The sequence below is a fragment of the Paraburkholderia nodosa DSM 21604 genome (genome assembly GCF_000519185.1).
Lineage (GTDB): Bacteria > Pseudomonadota > Gammaproteobacteria > Burkholderiales > Burkholderiaceae > Paraburkholderia > Paraburkholderia nodosa.
In genome coordinates this window covers 302,253-320,577 of sequence record NZ_JAFA01000003.1, presented here as the reverse complement: position 1 = coordinate 320,577, position 18,325 = coordinate 302,253, and the positions used below count along the sequence as shown (strand labels likewise).

General features: G+C 65.4%; 18 protein-coding genes. 9 read left to right on the top strand and 9 right to left on the bottom strand.

The genetic code is table 11. The features are described from left to right. Positions 1–11: 11 nt before the first annotated feature. Entirely contained in the window at positions 12–821 is an 810-nt protein-coding gene (locus A3CW_RS0106015; protein ID WP_028202753.1) for a gamma-glutamyl-gamma-aminobutyrate hydrolase family protein, read from the bottom strand. Positions 822–1,099: 278 nt separating this feature from the next. After that, on the bottom strand, positions 1,100–1,324 hold the full coding sequence (locus A3CW_RS53790) for a hypothetical protein (protein WP_233271840.1): 225 nt from the start codon (positions 1,322–1,324) through the stop codon (positions 1,100–1,102). Between the two features lie 445 nt (positions 1,325–1,769). Here A3CW_RS53790 and A3CW_RS0106010 point away from each other — a divergent pair, with 445 nt between their 5' ends. Both A3CW_RS0106010 and A3CW_RS0106005 read left to right on the top strand, forming a co-directional pair. After that, positions 1,770–2,321: a cupin domain-containing protein gene (locus tag A3CW_RS0106010; RefSeq protein WP_028202752.1), complete on the top strand. Its 552-nt coding sequence runs from the start codon at positions 1,770–1,772 to the stop codon at positions 2,319–2,321. A gap of 80 nt (positions 2,322–2,401) precedes the next feature. Further along, entirely contained in the window at positions 2,402–3,892 is a 1,491-nt protein-coding gene (locus A3CW_RS0106005) for an aldehyde dehydrogenase (protein WP_028202751.1), read from the top strand. Positions 3,893–3,911: 19 nt separating this feature from the next. Here A3CW_RS0106005 and A3CW_RS0106000 read toward each other — a convergent pair whose 3' ends face one another. Next, positions 3,912–4,355: a MarR family winged helix-turn-helix transcriptional regulator gene (locus A3CW_RS0106000; RefSeq protein ID WP_028202750.1), complete on the bottom strand. Its 444-nt coding sequence runs from the start codon at positions 4,353–4,355 to the stop codon at positions 3,912–3,914. Between the two features lie 233 nt (positions 4,356–4,588). Between A3CW_RS0106000 and A3CW_RS0105995 the strand changes: the two genes are divergently transcribed. From A3CW_RS0105995 to A3CW_RS45410, 3 genes are all read left to right on the top strand, one after another. Next, positions 4,589–6,076, top strand: coding sequence for a DHA2 family efflux MFS transporter permease subunit (locus A3CW_RS0105995; RefSeq protein ID WP_028202749.1), 1,488 nt, complete (start codon positions 4,589–4,591; stop codon positions 6,074–6,076). 69 nt (positions 6,077–6,145) lie between these two features. Further along, complete coding sequence (locus A3CW_RS0105990) at positions 6,146–7,087, top strand: AEC family transporter (protein ID WP_028202748.1); 942 nt, start codon at positions 6,146–6,148, stop codon at positions 7,085–7,087. A gap of 63 nt (positions 7,088–7,150) precedes the next feature. Beyond that, a complete protein-coding gene (locus tag A3CW_RS45410; RefSeq protein WP_035512405.1) occupies positions 7,151–7,354 on the top strand; it encodes a glycine zipper 2TM domain-containing protein in 204 nt (67 codons plus the stop codon). A 113-nt stretch (positions 7,355–7,467) separates the two neighbouring features. Here the strand turns inward: A3CW_RS45410 and A3CW_RS0105980 are convergent, their stop codons facing one another. From A3CW_RS0105980 to A3CW_RS0105970, 3 genes are all read right to left on the bottom strand, one after another. Continuing rightward, a complete protein-coding gene (locus tag A3CW_RS0105980) occupies positions 7,468–8,313 on the bottom strand; it encodes a carbohydrate ABC transporter permease (RefSeq protein ID WP_028202746.1) in 846 nt (281 codons plus the stop codon). Next, complete coding sequence (locus tag A3CW_RS0105975) at positions 8,310–9,215, bottom strand: carbohydrate ABC transporter permease (protein ID WP_028202745.1); 906 nt, start codon at positions 9,213–9,215, stop codon at positions 8,310–8,312. Before A3CW_RS0105975 ends, A3CW_RS0105980 begins: the two co-directional genes overlap by 4 nt. Positions 9,216–9,399: 184 nt before the next feature. Further along, entirely contained in the window at positions 9,400–10,632 is a 1,233-nt protein-coding gene (locus tag A3CW_RS0105970; protein ID WP_028202744.1) for an ABC transporter substrate-binding protein, read from the bottom strand. A gap of 289 nt (positions 10,633–10,921) precedes the next feature. Between A3CW_RS0105970 and A3CW_RS0105965 the strand changes: the two genes are divergently transcribed. From A3CW_RS0105965 to A3CW_RS0105955, 3 genes are all read left to right on the top strand, one after another. Further along, the gene (locus A3CW_RS0105965; protein ID WP_028202743.1) at positions 10,922–11,704 is read left to right on the top strand and encodes an SDR family oxidoreductase; all 783 of its coding nucleotides are present in this window, start codon (positions 10,922–10,924) and stop codon (positions 11,702–11,704) included. Positions 11,705–11,768: 64 nt separating this feature from the next. After that, positions 11,769–12,830 (top strand): ABC transporter ATP-binding protein, encoded by a 1,062-nt coding sequence (locus A3CW_RS0105960; RefSeq protein ID WP_028202742.1) that lies wholly within the window; start codon positions 11,769–11,771, stop codon positions 12,828–12,830. Positions 12,831–12,906: 76 nt separating this feature from the next. Beyond that, on the top strand, positions 12,907–13,818 hold the full coding sequence (locus tag A3CW_RS0105955) for a MurR/RpiR family transcriptional regulator (protein WP_028202741.1): 912 nt from the start codon (positions 12,907–12,909) through the stop codon (positions 13,816–13,818). A gap of 3 nt (positions 13,819–13,821) precedes the next feature. On the opposite strand, the gene A3CW_RS0105950 is transcribed toward A3CW_RS0105955, so the two are convergent. The 3 genes from A3CW_RS0105950 to A3CW_RS0105940 are packed head-to-tail and all read right to left on the bottom strand — an operon-like array spanning position 13,822 to position 17,063. Further along, positions 13,822–15,273, bottom strand: a complete 1,452-nt coding sequence (locus A3CW_RS0105950) for a cytochrome P450 (RefSeq protein WP_028202740.1) — start codon at positions 15,271–15,273, stop codon at positions 13,822–13,824. Positions 15,274–15,327: 54 nt separating this feature from the next. After that, complete coding sequence (locus tag A3CW_RS0105945) at positions 15,328–16,203, bottom strand: IclR family transcriptional regulator (protein WP_081771536.1); 876 nt, start codon at positions 16,201–16,203, stop codon at positions 15,328–15,330. Next, a complete protein-coding gene (locus tag A3CW_RS0105940) occupies positions 16,191–17,063 on the bottom strand; it encodes an IclR family transcriptional regulator (protein WP_028202738.1) in 873 nt (290 codons plus the stop codon). Before A3CW_RS0105940 ends, A3CW_RS0105945 begins: the two co-directional genes overlap by 13 nt. A gap of 283 nt (positions 17,064–17,346) precedes the next feature. Here A3CW_RS0105940 and A3CW_RS0105935 point away from each other — a divergent pair, with 283 nt between their 5' ends. Next, on the top strand, positions 17,347–18,306 hold the full coding sequence (locus A3CW_RS0105935; RefSeq protein WP_028202737.1) for an MBL fold metallo-hydrolase: 960 nt from the start codon (positions 17,347–17,349) through the stop codon (positions 18,304–18,306). Positions 18,307–18,325 lie beyond the last annotated feature (19 nt).

The following is an 18,325-nucleotide window of genomic DNA, read 5'->3' as shown; positions in this document are numbered from 1 at the left end:
ATGGGCCGGCATCAGGCGTGGGCGGTGCGCGGCGCGTGCGCCACGTCGTGTCCGGCCCCGCCCGGTATTCGGGCCAGCATGTGGTTGCGGCAGGCTTCGCCGAACGCGTGGAAGATGGCGGTGGACAGCGCGTCGTCGGCATATTTCCATTCGGGGTGCCACTGCACGCCAAGGGCGAAGCGCTGCGCGTTCGCTACGCTCACGGCTTCGATGAGGCCGTCGGGTGCGAATGCCTCGGCCACGAGGCCCGCGCCCAGCCGTTCGATGCCCTGGCCGTGCAGCGAATTCACGCGTGCTTCGCGCGCGCCGCCCGCAAGCTGTTGCAGCACACCGCCTTCCACGAGCTTCAACGCGTGCGCCGGACCGTATTGCGTGTCGAGCGGATCGTCCTTGTTCTCGCGGTGGTCGTCGTAGCGGGCAACGTTGTGCACCTGCTGATGCAGCGTGCCGCCGAACACCACGTTCATCTCCTGGAAGCCGCGGCAGATGGCGAGCACCGGCACGCCAGCCTCGATCGCGGCGCGCATGAGCGGCAGCGTGGTGGCGTCGCGAGCGGGGTCGTGCAGCGTGCCGCTCTCGCTTGCCGGGCCGCCATAACGATGCGGCTCGACGTTCGAATAGCTGCCCGTGAAAAGCAGTCCATCCACGGCTTCGAGAATGTCGGCCGCAGCCTGCCGCTCGCCCAGGGCGGGCAGCACGAATGCGAGCGCGCCTGCTCCATCCACAGCCGCGGCGATGTACTTCTCGCCGGCAACATGCGACGCGTGCGGTCCCATCATCGTGCGGTCGGCAGTAACGCCAACTACTGGTCTGGTTCGCATGACTAATGATTCGCTTGCTTGCCCGTGCGCGGTGTGTCGGCGCTACGGGCGTGACATGACCTTGCAGCCTTGCGGGACGCAAGGCTGCAAACCCTGTGTGCTCCGCGCAGCGGCGCTAACGGATGGCGCTGCGCGTGGAGATCATGTAGGCGGTTCGTTTCTGGCCGTTGTGAGGCGCGACGGTGTTCAGGCGTGCGCAGCCACATCGCGAAGACGTGACAAGACACTTCGCGAACCAACGACGGCGAAGAAAACGAACGGCGCGGGAAGGAGAGGCGCTAGGGCAGAAGCGACGCGACTTCGTCCGTGTGGACGGCAATGAAGGCGCGTGCGGAGACCGAGTTGTGACGCCGCACAGAGCGGCGGGAAAGGATCGTGAAGACGGACAGGAACAGGCGAGAGGCAAGCCTGCCGCTACTGCCGTCGGCGATGGCGGAGCAGTCACTGCGAAGACACCTCGCATGACTACGATCCCACCTCACCAGAGGGCCACGGACTCTCACAATAACACTCGACTGGTTGCGTTGAAAAAGACGTCTGGTTAAAGCATTCGAGGTCGTCAATTTGAGTGAGGCATTAAACATTGAGCGACATCGATGTATTGCTTTCCAAACTCAGCCGACTCGCTATGTTTCTCGCATAAAACGCGGTTTTTGCGTTGCAACGCGGCAGAAACGATGCAGTGTTCGACCTGTAGTCCAGCATATACGAGCCAAAAAGGGCGTCAATTATTTTTTCAAGTTTTTGATGTCAGCACTTTCCCCGAGAGCCATGTGAATTAGCACGCTCTGCGAAATATCGGCTCCTGCACTTATATTTCGAATAACTTACAGGGGTTTGTACTGACGCAAAATCAAGCAAACTGATTAGAATAATCAACACGTCCACCGCGCCCTGTCCACGCGGTTTCACCCCCAACGATCCTTCATCGTGTCCGAGTCCGGTTCTGTGTCGTCCGAAGTCGCCACGCGCCTGCGCTATGTTCGCAAACGCTATGGCTTGTCGCAGCGCGAACTCGCCAAGCGCGCGGGCGTGACCAATGGCGCGATCTCGCTGATCGAGCAAAGTCGTGTCAGTCCCTCTGTGGGCTCGCTCAAGAAGCTGCTCGAATGCATACCGATGAGCCTCGCCGAATTCTTCACATTTGACCTGACCGAAGGGACAGAAGTCGTGTCGCGGCGCGGCGAAATGCCGAACCTCGGCAACGAGTCGATCGAGTTCTATCTGGCCGGCGCGAATGTGAAGGACCGCAACATGGGCATCATGCGCGAGGTCTATCAGCCGCTTGCCGATACCGGCCCTGAAATGCTGGTGCACGCCGGGCACGAAGGCGGCGTGGTGGTCGCCGGGCAACTCGAACTGACCGTGGAGAGCACGACGTGGCTGCTCGACCCCGGAGACAGTTACTACTTCGAAAGCCGCTTCCCGCACCGGTTTCGCAATCCCAGCGCGAACGAAGTCTGCGAAGTGGTGTCGGCCAATTCGCCGCCCACCTTCTGACTCCCTGATCGCGCGAACCCGTTTCACCTGACGCCGCGTTGCGGCGTGCAAGGTGGATCGCAAATCATTGAGGCATCCTGATGGAAAAGAAAACTCTCGCTTACTGGCAGGACAAGGCCGCGACGCTTTCGATCGAAGGCCGCGCATTCATCGACGGCGCGTATCGCGACGCGTATTCGGGCCGCACGTTCGATTGCGTGAGCCCGATCGACGGTCGCGTGCTCGCGAGCGTCGCCGATTGCGGCGCAGCCGATGTCGATGCCGCGGTCGGCGCTGCTCGCCGCGCGTTCGGCGCGGGGGTATGGGCAGGCCTGAATCCGCGTGCGCGTAAGGCCGTGCTGCTGCGCTGGGCCGCGCTCATGCGCGAGCATCTCGACGAACTCGCGCTGCTCGAAACGCTCGACGCAGGCAAGCCGATTGGCGACACGACGACCGTGGACGTGCCGGGCGCGGCTTATTGCGTGGAATGGTTCGCTGAAGCCATTGACAAGGTGGGCGGCGAAGTCGTGCCCGCCGATCATCATCTCGTTGGCCTCGTTACGCGCGAGCCCATCGGCGTGGTCGCCGCCGTCGTGCCGTGGAATTTCCCGATCCTGATGGCCTCGTGGAAGTTCGGACCCGCGCTCGCGGCGGGCAACAGCGTCGTGCTCAAGCCTTCGGAGAAGTCGCCGCTCACGGCCATTCGCGTGGCGCAACTCGCGCACGAGGCCGGCATTCCAGCGGGCGTGTTCAACGTGCTGCCGGGTGGCGGGGAGCCCGGCAAACTGCTCGGCCTGCATCGCGACGTGGACTGCATTGCGTTCACGGGCTCGACGAACGTGGGCAAGCAGATCATGCAGTACGCGGGCCAGTCGAACCTCAAGCGCGTGTGGCTGGAGCTGGGCGGCAAGTCGCCCAATATCGTGCTGCACGATTGCCCGGATCTCGACCGCGCGGCGAGTGCGGCGGCGGGCGCGATCTTCTACAACATGGGTGAAATGTGTACGGCGGGCTCGCGCCTGCTCGTCCATCACGAGATCAAGGACGTATTCCTTGCGAAGCTCGTCGAGGCCGCAAAGGCCTATAAGCCTGGGAATCCTCTCGATCCCGAGGTGTCGATGGGCGCGATCATCGACAAGATTCAGCTGGAGCGGGTGCTGAGCTATATCGAAGCCGGCCGCAAGGACTCGAAGCTGCTGACGGGCGGCGAACGCGTGAATGCGCAGGGCGGCGGCTTCTACGTGGAGCCCACGGTGTTCGATACGCATCACGACACGAAGATCGCGCGCGAGGAAATCTTCGGGCCGGTGCTGTCGGTCATCACGTTCAGCACGATCGACGAAGCGGTGCGCATTGCCAACGACAGTGACTACGGGCTCGCGGCGGCCGTCTGGACCGCGAACCTCACACACGCGCATGAAATTTCGCGCAGGCTGCGTGCGGGCACGGTGTGGGTGAACTGCTACGACGAAGGCGGGGACATGAACTTCCCGTTCGGCGGCTTCAAGGAATCCGGCAACGGCCGCGACAAGTCGTTGCACGCGCTCGAAAAGTACACGGAACTCAAGTCCACGCTCGTGCGCCTGCGCTAACGCGCGTTATCGCATCGAGTTACCGCTCCACCAGCGCGCCGAGATTGGCGCGCACCCGCTGAAGCATCGCGCTGAACTGCTCGGCTTCTTCAGGCGTGAAGCCCGCTAGGGCTTCCGCCTGGACTTCGTCGCCCACGCGGCGTGCGCCCGTGAGCACGCCTTCCGCCTTGGGCGTGAGGCTCACCAGCCATTCGCGGCGGTCGTCCGGGTTGGGCGCGCGCGCCACCCAGCCGCCTTCTTCCATGCGCTCGAGCAGCCGCCCCGCGGAAATGGGCGCCACTTCCAGCAGTTCGGCGAGGCGCGCCTGGTTCATGTCGCCGTAGTGCGCGAGGTACGCGATCATGCGGCACTGCGCGCGCGTGAGTTCGAGCGACGACTTCGCAAGCTCGTCGTAACGTTTGCCGTAGAGCCGGCCCACGTCGACGACCAGGAAGCCAAAGCGCTTTTCGAGGTCGGTAGTCATCGCGCGATTATACGGGCGTGCGGCTCGCGCCCTCTCGCGAGCGTCCTCTGCCTGGCGATACCGATTGCGTCGGCAGGGGCGAGTCGTATAATAAGCAGGCTTATTAATTCGGCACGCTCCGCCCCCAATCAAGATAGCCGCAAGACAACCGCACGATGACCGCAGTCATGCAGGACGGCGCCGCCGCGCAGCATCGGGCGGAGTCGGGCAAGGAAGCCCCGCTCAATCGCGGCATGATCGCGCTCTCGATCATGCTCGCCACGCTGATGCAGACGCTGGACAGCACGATCGCCAATGTCGCGCTGCCGCACATGCAGGGCACGCTGTCTGCCTCCCAGGACGAGATCACCTGGGTGCTCACCTCGTATATCGTCGCGGCCGCCATTGCGACGCCGCTCACGGGCTGGCTCGCCGACCGCTACGGCGTGAAGCGGTTGCTGGGAGTCGCGATTGCGGGCTTCACCGTGGCCTCGGCGCTATGCGGGCTTTCCGAAACGCTCGGCGAGATTGTCGCTTCGCGGCTGTTGCAGGGCGTGTTCGGCGCGTCGCTCGTGCCGCTCTCGCAGTCCATTCTTCTGGACATCAATCCACGCGAGCGCCAGGGGCAGGCCATGGCGGTGTGGGGCATGGGCGTGATGGTCGGCCCCGTGCTAGGGCCAACGCTCGGCGGCTGGCTTACGGATAGCTACAACTGGCGCTGGGTGTTTTTCATCAACGTGCCGGTGGGCCTGTTCGCGTTTTTCGGCGTCTCGACGTTCATGCCCGCGCGTGTGCCGGGCCGCACGCAGCGCTTCGACGTTTTCGGCTTCGCCACGCTCGCGCTTGCCATCGGCGCGCTGCAGGCCTTGCTCGACCGCGGCGAGCAGCTCGACTGGTTCGGCTCGCTGGAGATCCGCATCGAGGCGCTGGTTGCGGCCATTGCCTTTGCGTTCTTCATCGTGCATACGGCCACCTCGGGGCCCGGCACGTTCTTTCGCTACCAGCTGCTCAAGGACCGCAACTTCGCGACGGGCACACTCTTCATCTTCGTGATTGGCGCGGTGCTCTACGCCACGCGCGCGCTGCTGCCGCCCATGCTGCAGAACCTCATGGGCTATCCGGTCGCCACTACGGGGCTCGTGACCGCGCCGAGCGGCGCGGGCACCATGGTCGCCATGCTGATAGCGGGGCGCATGCTGAAACGCGTGGACGCGCGCGTCATGCTGTTGTTCGGCTTCATGGTCTCCGCGTACGCGCTTTGGCAGATGATGCAGTACACGCTGGTGCTCTCGCCCTCGGATATCGTGTGGCCGGGCGTGGTGCAGGGCTTTGGCCTGGGTTTCGTATTTGTGCCGCTTTCCGCGCTGACTTTCTCGACGCTGACACCGCAACTGCGCGCGGATGGCACGGCCACCTATAGCCTCATGCGCAACATCGGCAGCAGTATCGGCATTTCGATCGTGCAGACTTTCGTTACGCGCGGCACGCAGATCGCACATTCGGACCTCGCCGCGAACATCACGCCGTTCAATCCGGCGGTTCAGCAGATGCTCGAAAGCGGTTCGCGGTACGATCTCGCCGTGCTCAACCAGTCGATCACGCAGCAGGCTCAGATGATCGCGTATCTGAACGACTTCAAGATGATGTTCGTGGCGACGCTGCTCGTGATTCCGCTGCTCTTTCTGATCCGCACCGGCCCGAGCGCCGCCACTGTCGATACGAGTCACGCGGCGATGGATTAGCGAAACTGTTCGTCCTCCGTTTCACTCTGGCGCGCGGCACGTCCGCGCGCTTTGCATTCACGAATCCCGATGCTTTCTGCCGTTTCCATTCTCCTGCCGGTTTTCGGCCTCATTTTCGCGGGCTTCGCCTGCCGACGCACGAATGTCCTCGGCCCCGCCGCGGCTTCCGAGCTGAACCGCTTCGTCGTATGGCTTGCGCTCCCCGCGCTGCTCTTCGATATCCTTGCGCACGCAACGTGGCACGAGCTGTATCAGCCGGCATTCGTCGCCGCGTTCGGTCTTGCCGGGCTCGCCGTATTCATCGCCGTGGTGGGCGCGCGCGTGTTCCTCGGCCGCCCGCTCGCGGATGCGAGCATCGACGGGCTTGCCGCCGCCTATCCGAATACCGGCTACGTGGGCTTCCCACTGTGCATGATCGCATTCGGGCCGTCGAGCCTCACGCCCACGACCATCGCGACGATCCTCGTGGTCTGCGTGCTGTTCGCCATCGCCATCGTGCTGATCGAGACGGGACTGCAAAGCGAGCGGCGTCCGCACCGGCTTGCCATCAAGGTCGTGCGCTCGCTTCTGCGCAATCCGCTGCTGGTTGCGCCGGCGCTGGGGGCGATCGTTTCGGCCGCGCACGTCACGCTGCCCACTAGCGCGGAAACGTTCCTCAAGCTGCTGGGCGGTGCGGCGAGCCCGTGCGCGCTCGTCAGCCTCGGGCTCTTTCTCGCCGAACGCCGCGCGAGCGGCGAGGCGCCGCGTGAGTCGTCGTGGTGGCTCACGCTCTGCAAGCTCGTCGCGCAGCCGCTGCTTACGTGGTGGCTGGCCGATCGCGTATTCGGGCTGCCAGACCAGCTCGTGGAAATCGCGGTGTTGCTCGCGGCGCTGCCCACGGGCACCGGCCCGTTCATGCTCGCCGAGTACTACCGGCGCGAGGCGCACGTGACTTCGCGCACCATTTTGCATTCCACACTCGGTTCGCTCGTCACGCTCACGCTGATCCTGCTGCATCTGCACCACGGCTGAAATCCGGCGAGGCACGCAGCTTGCTGGCATGAAAGCCAGGACCATCGATCAGGAGAATCGGCGATGAACTGGCTAAGACGCTTAAGCGCCGCGCGCGCCTCACTCGTCATCACCGTCGTGCTCACGGTTGCGGGCACGGGAGCCTGCACGCTGGGCGGCGCCGCCGCGGGCGGCTATGTCGGCAACCGGGCCACCAACGGCAGCGCGGTCGGCACCGTGGGCGGCGCCGTGGCCGGCGGCGTGATCGGCCATGAACTAAGCAAGTAGGCGACGCCTCGCGCACGTCGAGATGGTGCACCCCCCGCACGCGGGCGACGGGACGAAGCGGCCAAAGCGTGGACCGTGCCCGATTGCTGCGCCCGCGCGCGCGAGACTTCCTGTTACTTCACAGCGCCTAGCGCGAGTCCCTTCACCATGTAGCGCTGCAGCCAGGCGAACACCACGGAAACCGGCAGCGTGGCCGCGAGCGTCGCCGCCATGACGAGCTGCCATTCCACGGTGTACTTGCCGGCCACCATGTCGGTGACCTGCACCGTGAGCGTCTTGTTCTCGGGCGAGCGGATCAGCGTGTAGACCACGGCGAACTCATTCCACGCGCTGATGAACGTGAAGATCGCCGTGACCACCACGGCCGGCACCGCAAGCGGCAGGAACACGCGGAACACGGCGCCCGTGCGGCTGCAGCCTTCGAGCCACGCCGATTCTTCGAGATCGCGCGGCACGGTCTGGAAATACGACGAGAGCATCCACACGGCAAAGGCGATATTGAACGCCGCATAAGAGACGATCACGCCGATCTTCGAATCGACGAGATTGCCGTCGCCGTACGGAATCATCGCGGCGAGCCGGAACAGGCCGACCACGAGCAGGATAGGCGAGAGCATCTGCGTGACGAGCAGGAACTGGCGGTAAAGCCCGCGCCCGCGGAACGGAAAGCGCGCGAGCGCATAGGCGGCCGGCAGGCTTACGGCCAGCGCAAGCGCCGTGGAAAGACAGCTCACCACAATGCTGTTGCGCAGCGCGACGCCGAAGTTCGCGGCCTGCCACATGTCGGCATAGTTCTGCCAGCGCCACTGCATCGGCAGCCAGCGCGCCGGATAGACGAACACTTCCGAAGCCGGCTTGAACGAGGTGAAGAACATCACCGCGAACGGGAACAGCACGGCCACGACGAGCGGCGAGAGCGCGAGCCAGCACCAGATCGAGCGTTTGAGCTTGCGGTTCATGCCAGGTCTCCTTCGGCGCCGCCGCGTTTTGCCTGCAGGCGCAGGTAGACCACCGAGAATGCGAACAGGATGACGAGCATGATGAGCGAGACGGCGGCGGCTTCGCCTGGTCGTCCTAACCGGAAGCCGAGTTCGTAAAGGTACGTGACGAGAATATGCGTGCTGTCGTCGGGGCCGCCTTGCGTCATCACCCAGATGATCGGGAACGAGTTGAACACGTAGATCACGTTCAGCAGGATCGCCATGTTGATGAACGGCTTGAGCAGCGGCAGCGTGAGCTGGCGGAACTGTTGCCAGGCGCTCGCGCCGTCGATGCGCGCGGCTTCGTAGATATCGCCCGGCACCGAGGAGAGGCCGCCCAGCAGGATCGTGGTCGTGAAGGGTATCGACACGAGTATGCCCACGCAGATTTCCACCGGGAACGCATACTCGGGCGTCGCGAGCCAGTGGATCGGCCCCGAAGTGAGGCCGAGGCGCTGCAGCGTGACGTTGACCATGCCGTAGTCGTCGTTGAACGCCCAGCGCCAGACCACGGCCGTCATCGTGAGCGAGACGGACCACGGCAGCATGACGATCGTGCGCGCAATGCCGCGGCCGTAAAAGTCCTGATTGAGCACGAGCGCGACCGGCACGGAAATCCCAACCGTGCCCACCACGACGAAGAATGTCCAGATCAGCGTGTTCCTCAGGGCGCTCATGAACACCGGGTCGCCGAACACGTTATAGAAGTTCTGCAGGCCGCTGAAGTCGCGAATCTGTCCGAAGCGCGAGACATCGTGCAGCGACTGATACACGATGTTGAAGATCGGATAGCTGATGATGAAGAGCGCGAGCACGAGACTCGGCACGATCAGGAGCCAGGGCGCGCGGGGCGCGGAAACGGCGCGGGGTTGTCGGCTCATGCGGGTTCGTGCGCGTGATCGGTCGGGGGCATCGCCGGCCGGTGCTGCGGCGGGCGAGGGCTTCAGGGGACCCGTAGTCATGTCGAATCGTCAGTGCTTCGAAACGTCGGTTCTCAGGCGCTCCGGCGCGCGCCGGGAACTTCGGGCGCGCGCCGGTGTTGCCATCAAGGCTTGTTTGCCGAATTTACTTGCCGAGCGACTTGTTCGCTTCGGTGGCAGCCTGGTTCAGCGCATCGGCGGGCTTGGCCTTGCCAAGGTAGACCGATTGCATGGCGTTGGTCACGGCCTTGGCGGTGTCTTCCCAGCCCGTCACGGTCGGCGCGAACTTCGCATGCGGCAGGAGCGCGATGAACGCTTGCGTGTCCGGGTCCTGGAACACCGGGTCGGTCGCTTCAGCCTTCGTGGTCGGCAGGAAGCCTTCCGTGCTCGTGAACTGCACGCGCGGTTCTTTCGTGAACAGGTAGTCCAGGAACTTCCAGGCGCTCTTCTTCACCTTGGAGTTCTTGAACATCATGATCGAGTCGGTCACCGCGTAGGTGGCGGGCGTCGTCGCAACCGGGATCGGGTCGATGCCGTACTTGATGTTCGGTGCTTCCTTCTTCAGCTGCTTGGCGAGGAACGGCGCCGAGATCATCATCGCCACGCGGCCCTGCTTGAAGAGGTTCTGCACGTCTTCACGGCTGTAGCCCGTCACGCCCGGCTGCGTGAGACCTTCGTCGATCATGGTCTTGTAGAGCGTCGCGGCCTTCACGCCAGCCGGCGAGTTGAATGCCGCCTTGCCGTCCTTGCCCACCACTTCGCCGCCGTGGGTCCACAGCGCGTAGTAGAAGTACACGTCGGTTTCGATTTCCTTGCCTTGCAGACCGAAGCCCGCAATGCCCTTCGCCTTCAGCTTCTTCGAGGCGTCGATCACGTCGTTCCAGGTCTTCGGGCCGTTCGGATAGCCGACCGAAGCGAGCATGTCCTTGTTGTAGTACAGCGCGCGGGCCGAAGCGGCGATCGGCAGGCCGTAGGTCTTGCCGTTGATTTGACCCGGAGCCAGGAACGGACCGATGAAGCGGCCCTTGAAGTTCGCGTCCATGTACGGGTCGAGCGGCTCGGCAATGTCGTCCTTCACGAAGTCGAGCAGCCATCGCGTGCCGATGATCGCGAGGTCGGCGTTCGCGCCGCCGGAGATGTCCGTTTGCAGCTTCTGTTGCAGCGAGTCCCAGTTCACGTCTTCGATCTTGATCGTGATGCCGGGGTTGGCGGCCTCGAACTGCTTGGCCATTTTCTCGAAGTACGGGGCGGTGGCGTCGCTGTAGTGGGCGACGGTCACGCGGACCGTATCGGCGTGCGCCGCGGCGGTGATGCCGGCAAACGCTAGCGCGACGGCGAGCTTGCCGAGCATGGTGGTTGCACGTGCCTGAAACGACATTCTCTTTCTCCTGGTGGTTGTTCCTGCTTATGCCGCCGCCTTGACCCGGCTGCTGGGTTGCGTTGTTTGAAAAAATCCTACAGGATGAAAAAAGCGTTGTCACCTGGTAAACGCGATATTGTTTCGAGCGCCGAAATTTGCATAACATGCTGTAAAACAGGGGAAATTCATGCGCTGCAGCAGCGCGGCGCGCTCGGTATAAACCCGCATACGGGCAACCGCGCGTCATTCGTATGTAGGAAATTTTCAGGCTCTCCGGCAAGGCTGGCGGGCCGCACGGAGAGTCGACATGAGCCGGGTGGTGCTGGTGACGGGCGCGAGCGGCGGCATAGGCCGCGCGCTGTGCAAACGGTTTCTGGAAGCGGGCGACACGGTGCTCGCGCTCGACCGCGATGCGGCGGGCGTGCAACAACTCGCGGCGGAGTTGGGCGAAGCGGGCGCGGCGCGCTTCGAACCGCTCGCCGCCGACGTGAGCGATCAAGCCGCCGTGACCGCAGCCGTGGCGCGCGGCGTGGCGGCGCGCGGCCCGGTGGACGTGGCCGTGGCGAACGCGGGCGGCGCGCTCGGCACGACGCTCGCGCATACCGACGCCACGAGCTGGCGGCGCGACATCGACCTGAACCTGAACGGGACCTACTACACGGTCGAAGCCGTGCGCGCCTCGATGATCGAGCGCCGGCGCGGCGCGCTCGTGCTGATCGGCTCGGTGAACGGCCTTTCGGCGCTCGGCCACCCCGCGTACAGCGCGGCGAAGGCGGGCCTCGTGAGCTACACGAAGGCGCTCGCCATGGAACTTGGGCCGCACGGCATACGCGCGAACATCGTTTGCCCGGGCACGGTGAAGACGCCCGCGTGGCGCGCGCGTGTCGAGCAGCATCCGAAGATCTTCGAAGAACTAAGCAAATGGTATCCGCTCGGCGACGTGGCCACGCCCGAGGACATCGCCGACGCCGTGCAGTTTCTCGCCTCGCCGCAGGCGCGCGTGATCACGGGCGTGGCGCTGCCCGTGGACGCGGGCCTCATGGCGGGCAACCGGATGATGGCGAACGAGCTGACGCTCGATCCGTTCTGAGGCGCGCACCCGGCCGCGCACCCGACATTTCGACCTGAAAAGACTTCACGCAAACGAGGACAGCATGGCAGCGGTACAACTGAACGGCATCTACAAGCGCTATGGCGACACCCAGGTCGTGCACGGCGTCGACCTCGATATCGAAGACGGCGAATTCGTCGTGCTCGTCGGCCCCTCGGGTTGCGGCAAGACCACGGTGATGCGCATGATCGCCGGCCTCGAAGACATCTCCGGCGGCGACCTCACCATCGGCGGCACGCGGGCGAACGCGCTGCCGCCGCAGCAGCGCAACATCTCGATGGTGTTCCAGAGCTACGCGCTCTACCCGCATCTCTCGGTGTACGACAACATCGCGTTTGGTCCGCGCATTCGCAAGGAGCGCGAGAATGGTTTCAAGCCGCGCATCGAAGCTGCCGCGAAAATGCTCAACCTGTCGGGCTACCTGGAGCGCCTGCCGCGCGCGCTCTCGGGCGGCCAGCGCCAGCGTGTCGCCATGGGCCGCGCCGTGGTGCGCGAGCCCGCGCTGTTCCTCTTCGACGAGCCGCTTTCGAACCTCGACGCCAAGCTGCGCGTGCAGATGCGCACCGAAATCAAGGCGCTGCACCAGCGCCTGCGCAACACGGTGGTGTACGTCACGCACGACCAGATCGAGGCGATGACGATGGCGGACCGCATCGTCGTGATGAACGCGGGGCGCATCGAACAAATCGGCCGCCCGCTCGACCTTTACGACAAACCGGGCAACCTGTTCGTGGCGAGCTTCCTCGGCTCGCCTTCGATGAACTTCGCCGTTGGCACGGTGATGAGCGACGCGCGCGGCACGGCGCTCGTGCTTGAAGACGGCGTGCGTATCGCGCTGCCGGAGGGCAAGGCCCAGGCGGGCGCGCGCGTGACGCTCGGCGTGCGGCCCGAGCACATCGAGGCGGGCGGCGACGTGCCGTTCAGCGTCGACGTGATCGAGCCGACTGGCGCGGAGACCCACTTGTACGGGAAAATAGGCGAAACGACATGGTGCGTCACCACGCGCGCGCGCCCGGACGTTTCTCCGGGCCAGCGCATGACGCTAGGTTTGCCTTTGGCGCACCTGCATCTGTTCGATACTGAAAGCGGCAAGCGGCTCGATTGAAGCGGAAGCACGCATCGAAACTGGATAGCGGGCCCTCATGTGAGCAGACCCTAGTATCTTCCACGGGAAAAACAGCTTGCCGGTCTCCAACCTGATCCATCACATCCGCAATGTCGCGGAGTCGCTGCGTCCCGCCGAGCGCAAGGTCGCGGAGATGGTGCTTGCCGACATCGACTTCGCCATGCGCGCGAGCATCACCGAGCTCGCGTTGCGTGCGGACGTGTCCGAGCCCTCCGTCACGCGCTTTTGCCGCGCGGTGGGCGCGCACGGCCTGCGCGACTTCAAGATGCGGCTCGCGCAGAGCGCGGCGGGCAACGTGCCCTTCGCGCTTGCCACGGAGATGACGGGCGGCGAGGCGAGCGGCGCCGGGTGGGCCGGCGAGGTCGGCACCCTGCTCGACAAGGTGACGGAGTCGGTCGTGCAAGGCGTGACCCATGCACGCGCTTCGCTCGATACGGCTGTGTTCGAGGCTGCCGTCGCGGCGCTCTCCAGCGCGCGGCGCGTGTACTTCTTCGGCGTAGGCGCGGGGTCGGGGCTCGTCGCGCAAGACGCGGCGCTGCGCCTGCTGCGGCTCGACATCGCCGCGAGCGCGTTCACGGATGCGCATTTGCAGCGCCTCTACGCGGCGCTGCTCGAACCGGGCGACGTGGCGTTCGCGATCTCGCAGTCGGGGCGCAGCGTGGAAGTGAACGAGAGCATTCAGATCGCCAAGGAGCGCGGCGCGACGACCATCGCGCTCACGAGTGCGGGTTCGCGTCTCGCGTGGGTGGTGGATATTCCACTGTTGCTGCGCGTGCCCGCCGCGAGCGATGCGCACGCGCCCGCCGTGGTGCGCATCGCGCATCTCGCGGTGCTCGATGCGCTCGCGCTGGGCGTGTCGCTCGGCCTCGGGCCCAAGGCGCTAGCCAAGATGCGCGACGCGCAGGCGCGCAGCGACGGCGCGCCCGACGATGCTTCCACGGTCGGCACGCCCGAGGACGGCCGTTGACGCTTAGGCGAACGCGGCGCCTTCGCGCGGCTTGAGCTTTATCGGCATCGTATCCGGCACCATCGTAAACGCCTGCACTTCCTGAATCTTCGCGGGATCGATCGCCAGTTCGATCGTAAACGACTGCATCAGCATCGAGAGCGCGAGACGCATTTCCACCGTCGCGAGATGGCGGCCGGGACACACGCGCGGCCCTGCGCCGAACTGCAGATAAGCGCGCACGTCATGGGCTTTTCCATCTTCGGCTTCGCGTTCGCCGCGCTTCATCCAGCGCCACGGATCGTAACGCTGCGGATCGGCAAAATGCCTGGCGTCGAGCATGGCGGGACGCGCGACGAAGAACATGCGCGTGCCCTTGGGCAACGCCACGTTGTCCACCACCACATCTTCGAGCGGCTCGAACGAATGCACCGACGCCACCGGGCGCAGACGCGTGGCCTCGATACAGATCGCCTCGAAAATATCGAGGTCTTTCAACGTCGCGTAGTCGGGGCAGACCGTCGAACCGCCGAGCACGCGTGAGGCTTCGTCGCCGAGATGCTGCTGCAAGGCCGTATCCGCGGCGAGATAAGGCAGCGTCCACGCGATGGAATCGGCGGTCGTGTCTTCGCCCGCGATCAGGAGCGTGAGCACATTCGCACGGATCTGCGCGTCGCTGATGGACGTCTCGCCGCCTGGCGCCTGCTGCTGCGCGAGCATCGCTTCGAGCAGGTTGCGCGGCGCATCCGATGGGTCGTCGCGCATGCGCTCGCGGGCGCGCGCCATCATCGCGTTGACGTAGCGGTGCACTTCGTCGAGCGAGCGCTCGAGCTTGCGGTCCACCGGCAGCTTGACATATCGCCAGTACGGAAAGAGCGCATTGGTGCGCCTCATCACGCCCGGCAGGATGCGCTCCAGGTGTTCCTGAATCACGCCGTGATCGCGCTCCAGCGTGCGCGGATCTTCGCCGAACGCGAGCGCGCTCGTCACGTCCACCGTGTAACGCTTGAGGTCGTCGGTCATCTCGACGGTTTCGCCGCGCTCGGCCGCACGTTGCCAGCGGGTGTGAAGACGCTGCGTGATATCGGCCAGCGTGGGGTAGAACGCCTTGATGTTGGGTATCGAGAGCGCCTGCATCACTAGCTTGCGCTGCGGTTCCCACGCAACGCCTTCTGCCGAGAAAAGGCCGTTGAAGCCCATCTCCTCGAACACCGCTTCGATCGGCTGATAGCGGCGGAAGCGATGCGGGCGCTCGCGCATGATCTGCTGGATCAGTTCGGTATCGGTCCAGATCGTGATGGGGATGCCGCCCACCTGGAAACGGTAGGGCGCGCCGAGTTCGGCGGCCCATTGCTCGAGGATCAAATGCAGACGCGGCGGCGAAAGCTGCAGCAGATTGCCGACGAGCGGCAGGCCGCGCGGGCAGGGCAGGTCGGCGATCTGGCGCAACGCTTGTCCGGCGGATGCCGTGCTCATAGGCAGGTTCTCATTGGGTGGGCGTGCCGTTCTTGTATCACGCGAGGGAGGCGATTATAGCGGCGCAGCCGCCGCGCCTTCCATGTAACCGAAGCGCCGCGAGAGGCGTTCCGCGGCGGCGACCAGCAGTTGCGCCGCCGCTCCTTCGCGGGCGATGTCGAGGCTGCCCGAAGGCCCCATCACCGCGAGCACGAGGCACACGCTGCCGGTGTGGTCGAACACGGGCGCGGTCACGGTGCTGATGCCGGGAATGGGCTTGTCGAGCGCCGTGTCCACGCCCTCGGCGCGAATGGCGGCGAGCCGCGCGAGGTAGGCGGGCGTGGCGCCCTCGCGCGGCTTCGCGCCCGCAAGCCGCAGTTCATCCTGCGCGAGGAGGGCTGCGCGCACGTCGTCGTCGACCCATGCGGCGAACACGCGTCCGATCGACGTGTTCACGAGCGACATCACCGTGCCGGGGCGCAGGCTCACATGCAGCGGCAACGGCGATTCTTCGAGACGCACGACGGTCGGACCGAGCGGCCCCGGCACCGCGAGCGCGACGCTCATCGCGGTGGCGGCGGCGAGGCCCACCAGCTCGGCATCGGCTTCGCGAACCGGCGAAAGACGCGCAAGGCCGATCAGGCCGAGTTCGAGACTGAGCGGTCCCGCTTCGTAGCGGCCCGCCGCGTCGCGCGCGAGCAGGCCGATCTTCTGCAGGCTCACGAGGTGCGGGAAGGCCTTGGCGGGCGCCATCCCCGCGGCGGCGGCGAGGTCCCGCAACGGCAAGGGCGTGCCCGCCGCGACGAGCGCGGCAAGCAGCTCGCCCGTGACATCGAGCGACTGGATGCCGCGTTGCGGTTTGTCGGCTTCGGCTGCAATGCCGGCTGCGGCGTCATCGCCGGCGGCTTGCGTTGCGTCGTCGCGCGGCGGCTTGGAACTTACTCGGGGCATGTCGGTGTCGATGAAAAAGCGGCGGCGGTGATCCCGGCAGCAGCGTCGCGCAGCGCGCGCACGACCGCGCCGTTCGCTTGCACGTCCAGCACCCCGCTCGCGCCGATAGCGGTGAGCGTGAGGCTCGGTTCGCGCCCAGGGCCGAGCACGGGCACGCACACGCTGCTCACGCCGGGGCTGGGTGCGTCGATGGCGAGTTCGTAGCCGCGCGCGCGGATGGCGTCGAGCGAGGCGAGGAACGCGGCGTCCGGCGCGCTTTCTTGGGGCGCGCCCGCGGCACTGGCCACGTGGCTGGTGCCGCGCCACACCGGCTGCGCGGTTTGTGTGGCCCATGCGGCCTCGAGCGCCTCAGGCCCGAGGAACGCGCAAAACACGCGGCCCGTGGCCGTGGCGCGCAGCGACATCACCGTGCCGACATGCAGGTTCACGTGCAGCGGCAGGCTCGCGTGCTCGTAGCGCACGATAGTCGGCCCCTGCGGCCCGGCAATGCATAGCGCAACGCTGCAGTTCAGCGCCTGCGCGAGCGCGGCGGCGCGCGGCACGGCCTCGCGCAGCGCGGGTTGCTGCGCGAGATGCAGCAGGCCGAGGCGCAGCGCGAGTGGGCCGGGCTCATAGCGCCCCGAAAGCGCGTCGCGCTTGATGAGTCCGAGGCGCGTCAGGCTCACGAGATAGGCGTGCGCCTGGCTCGACGGAATGTCACCGCTGGCCGCGAGATCGGTGGCGCCAAGCGGCGCGCGCGCGTCGGCGAGGGCGCGCAGCAGGCGTCCGCCTACCTCCACGCTCTGAATGCCGCGCTGCGTGCGGGCCGCCGTCGCGCTGCGTTCCGGCGCGGACGCGGCGCTGTCGTTGCGACGTCTCATTGCGCTTTTCTCTGGCTGAAAAAGGGTCCATGTTAACTGAACAGCGGCAGCCGTTGGCAACCACTCGGGCTGCGGCGCTCTCTGCGTAGAAATTAACCTATAGCAATATAATTCGCTATTGACAAATAAAAACGGGAAGACCATCATGGCCTCACCCCGGCACAACAGCGGTCCATTTCAATTTCAAACGGGGCGAGACAACCCGGGCTGGCGCCCAATGCGCCCGGCCCCGCGCGCTTCGCCCTGCCCCGGCTTCAAGAGCCCCTCGATACGGAGACTCAACATGGCAAAGGCGTTCGCATCCCAGGCCGACCTCGAAGAAAAGAAGGTCACGTTCACGCAGCTCTCTGAAAACGCATACGCGTACACCACGGAAGGCGACCCCAACTCGGGCGTCATCATCGGCGACGACGGCGTGCTGATCGTCGACACCACGGCCACGCCCGCCATGGCGCAGGACCTCATCGCGAAGATCCGCACCGTCACCGACAAGCCCATCAAATACGTCGTGCTCTCGCACTATCACGCGGTGCGCGTGCTGGGCGCTTCGGCGTACTTCAAGGAAGGCGCGCAGCAGATCATCGCGAGCCGCGGCACCTATGAAATGATCGTCGAGCGCGGCGAAGCCGACATGAAGTCGGAAATCGAGCGCTTCCCGCGCCTGTTCGCGGGCGTCGAAACGGTGCCGGGCCTCACGTGGCCCACGCTCGTGTTCGAGAAGGAAATCACGCTGTTCCTCGGCAAGCTCGAAGTGAAGATCGCGCATCTCGGCTCGGGTCACACGAAGGGGGACACGGTGGTGTGGCTGCCGCAGCAGAAGGTGCTGTTCTCGGGCGACCTCGTCGAATACGATGCTGCGTGCTATTGCGGCGACGCCCAGCTCGCCGACTGGCCCGCCACGCTCGAAGCGCTGCGCTCGCTGGGCGCCGAGAAGCTCGTGCCGGGCCGCGGCCCCGCGCTGCTCAACCCCGCGGAAGTCAACAAGGGTCTCGACTACACGAAGGACTTCGTGACCACGCTGCTCGCGCAAGGCCGCGCCGCCGTGGAACAGAAGCTCGACCTGAAGGGCGCGATGTCGCTCACGCGCGAGGCGATGGACCCGAAGTTCGGCCACGTGTTCATCTACGAGCACTGCCTGCCGTTCGACGTGACGCGCGCTTATGACGAGGCGAGCGGCATTACGCATCCGCGCATCTGGACAGCGCAGCGCGACAAGGAGATGTGGGACGCGCTGCAGGATTGATGTGCTGCTTGACAGGCTG

Coding starts and splice junctions, on each gene's coding strand:
- A3CW_RS0105950 (WP_028202740.1), bottom strand. CDS start 15,273: ATGAGCACGGCATCCGCCGGACAAGCGTTGCGCCAGATCGCCGACCTG.
- A3CW_RS0105945 (WP_081771536.1), bottom strand. CDS start 16,203: ATGCCCCGAGTAAGTTCCAAGCCGCCGCGCGACGACGCAACGCAAGCC.
- A3CW_RS0105990 (WP_028202748.1), top strand. CDS start 6,146: ATGCTTTCTGCCGTTTCCATTCTCCTGCCGGTTTTCGGCCTCATTTTC.
- A3CW_RS0106015 (WP_028202753.1), bottom strand. CDS start 821: ATGCGAACCAGACCAGTAGTTGGCGTTACTGCCGACCGCACGATGATG.
- A3CW_RS45410 (WP_035512405.1), top strand. CDS start 7,151: ATGAACTGGCTAAGACGCTTAAGCGCCGCGCGCGCCTCACTCGTCATC.
- A3CW_RS0105980 (WP_028202746.1), bottom strand. CDS start 8,313: ATGAACCGCAAGCTCAAACGCTCGATCTGGTGCTGGCTCGCGCTCTCG.
- A3CW_RS0105960 (WP_028202742.1), top strand. CDS start 11,769: ATGGCAGCGGTACAACTGAACGGCATCTACAAGCGCTATGGCGACACC.
- A3CW_RS0106005 (WP_028202751.1), top strand. CDS start 2,402: ATGGAAAAGAAAACTCTCGCTTACTGGCAGGACAAGGCCGCGACGCTT.
- A3CW_RS0105970 (WP_028202744.1), bottom strand. CDS start 10,632: ATGTCGTTTCAGGCACGTGCAACCACCATGCTCGGCAAGCTCGCCGTC.
- A3CW_RS0105940 (WP_028202738.1), bottom strand. CDS start 17,063: ATGAGACGTCGCAACGACAGCGCCGCGTCCGCGCCGGAACGCAGCGCG.
- A3CW_RS0106000 (WP_028202750.1), bottom strand. CDS start 4,355: ATGACTACCGACCTCGAAAAGCGCTTTGGCTTCCTGGTCGTCGACGTG.
- A3CW_RS0105975 (WP_028202745.1), bottom strand. CDS start 9,215: ATGAGCCGACAACCCCGCGCCGTTTCCGCGCCCCGCGCGCCCTGGCTC.
- A3CW_RS0105995 (WP_028202749.1), top strand. CDS start 4,589: ATGATCGCGCTCTCGATCATGCTCGCCACGCTGATGCAGACGCTGGAC.
- A3CW_RS0105965 (WP_028202743.1), top strand. CDS start 10,922: ATGAGCCGGGTGGTGCTGGTGACGGGCGCGAGCGGCGGCATAGGCCGC.
- A3CW_RS0105935 (WP_028202737.1), top strand. CDS start 17,347: ATGGCAAAGGCGTTCGCATCCCAGGCCGACCTCGAAGAAAAGAAGGTC.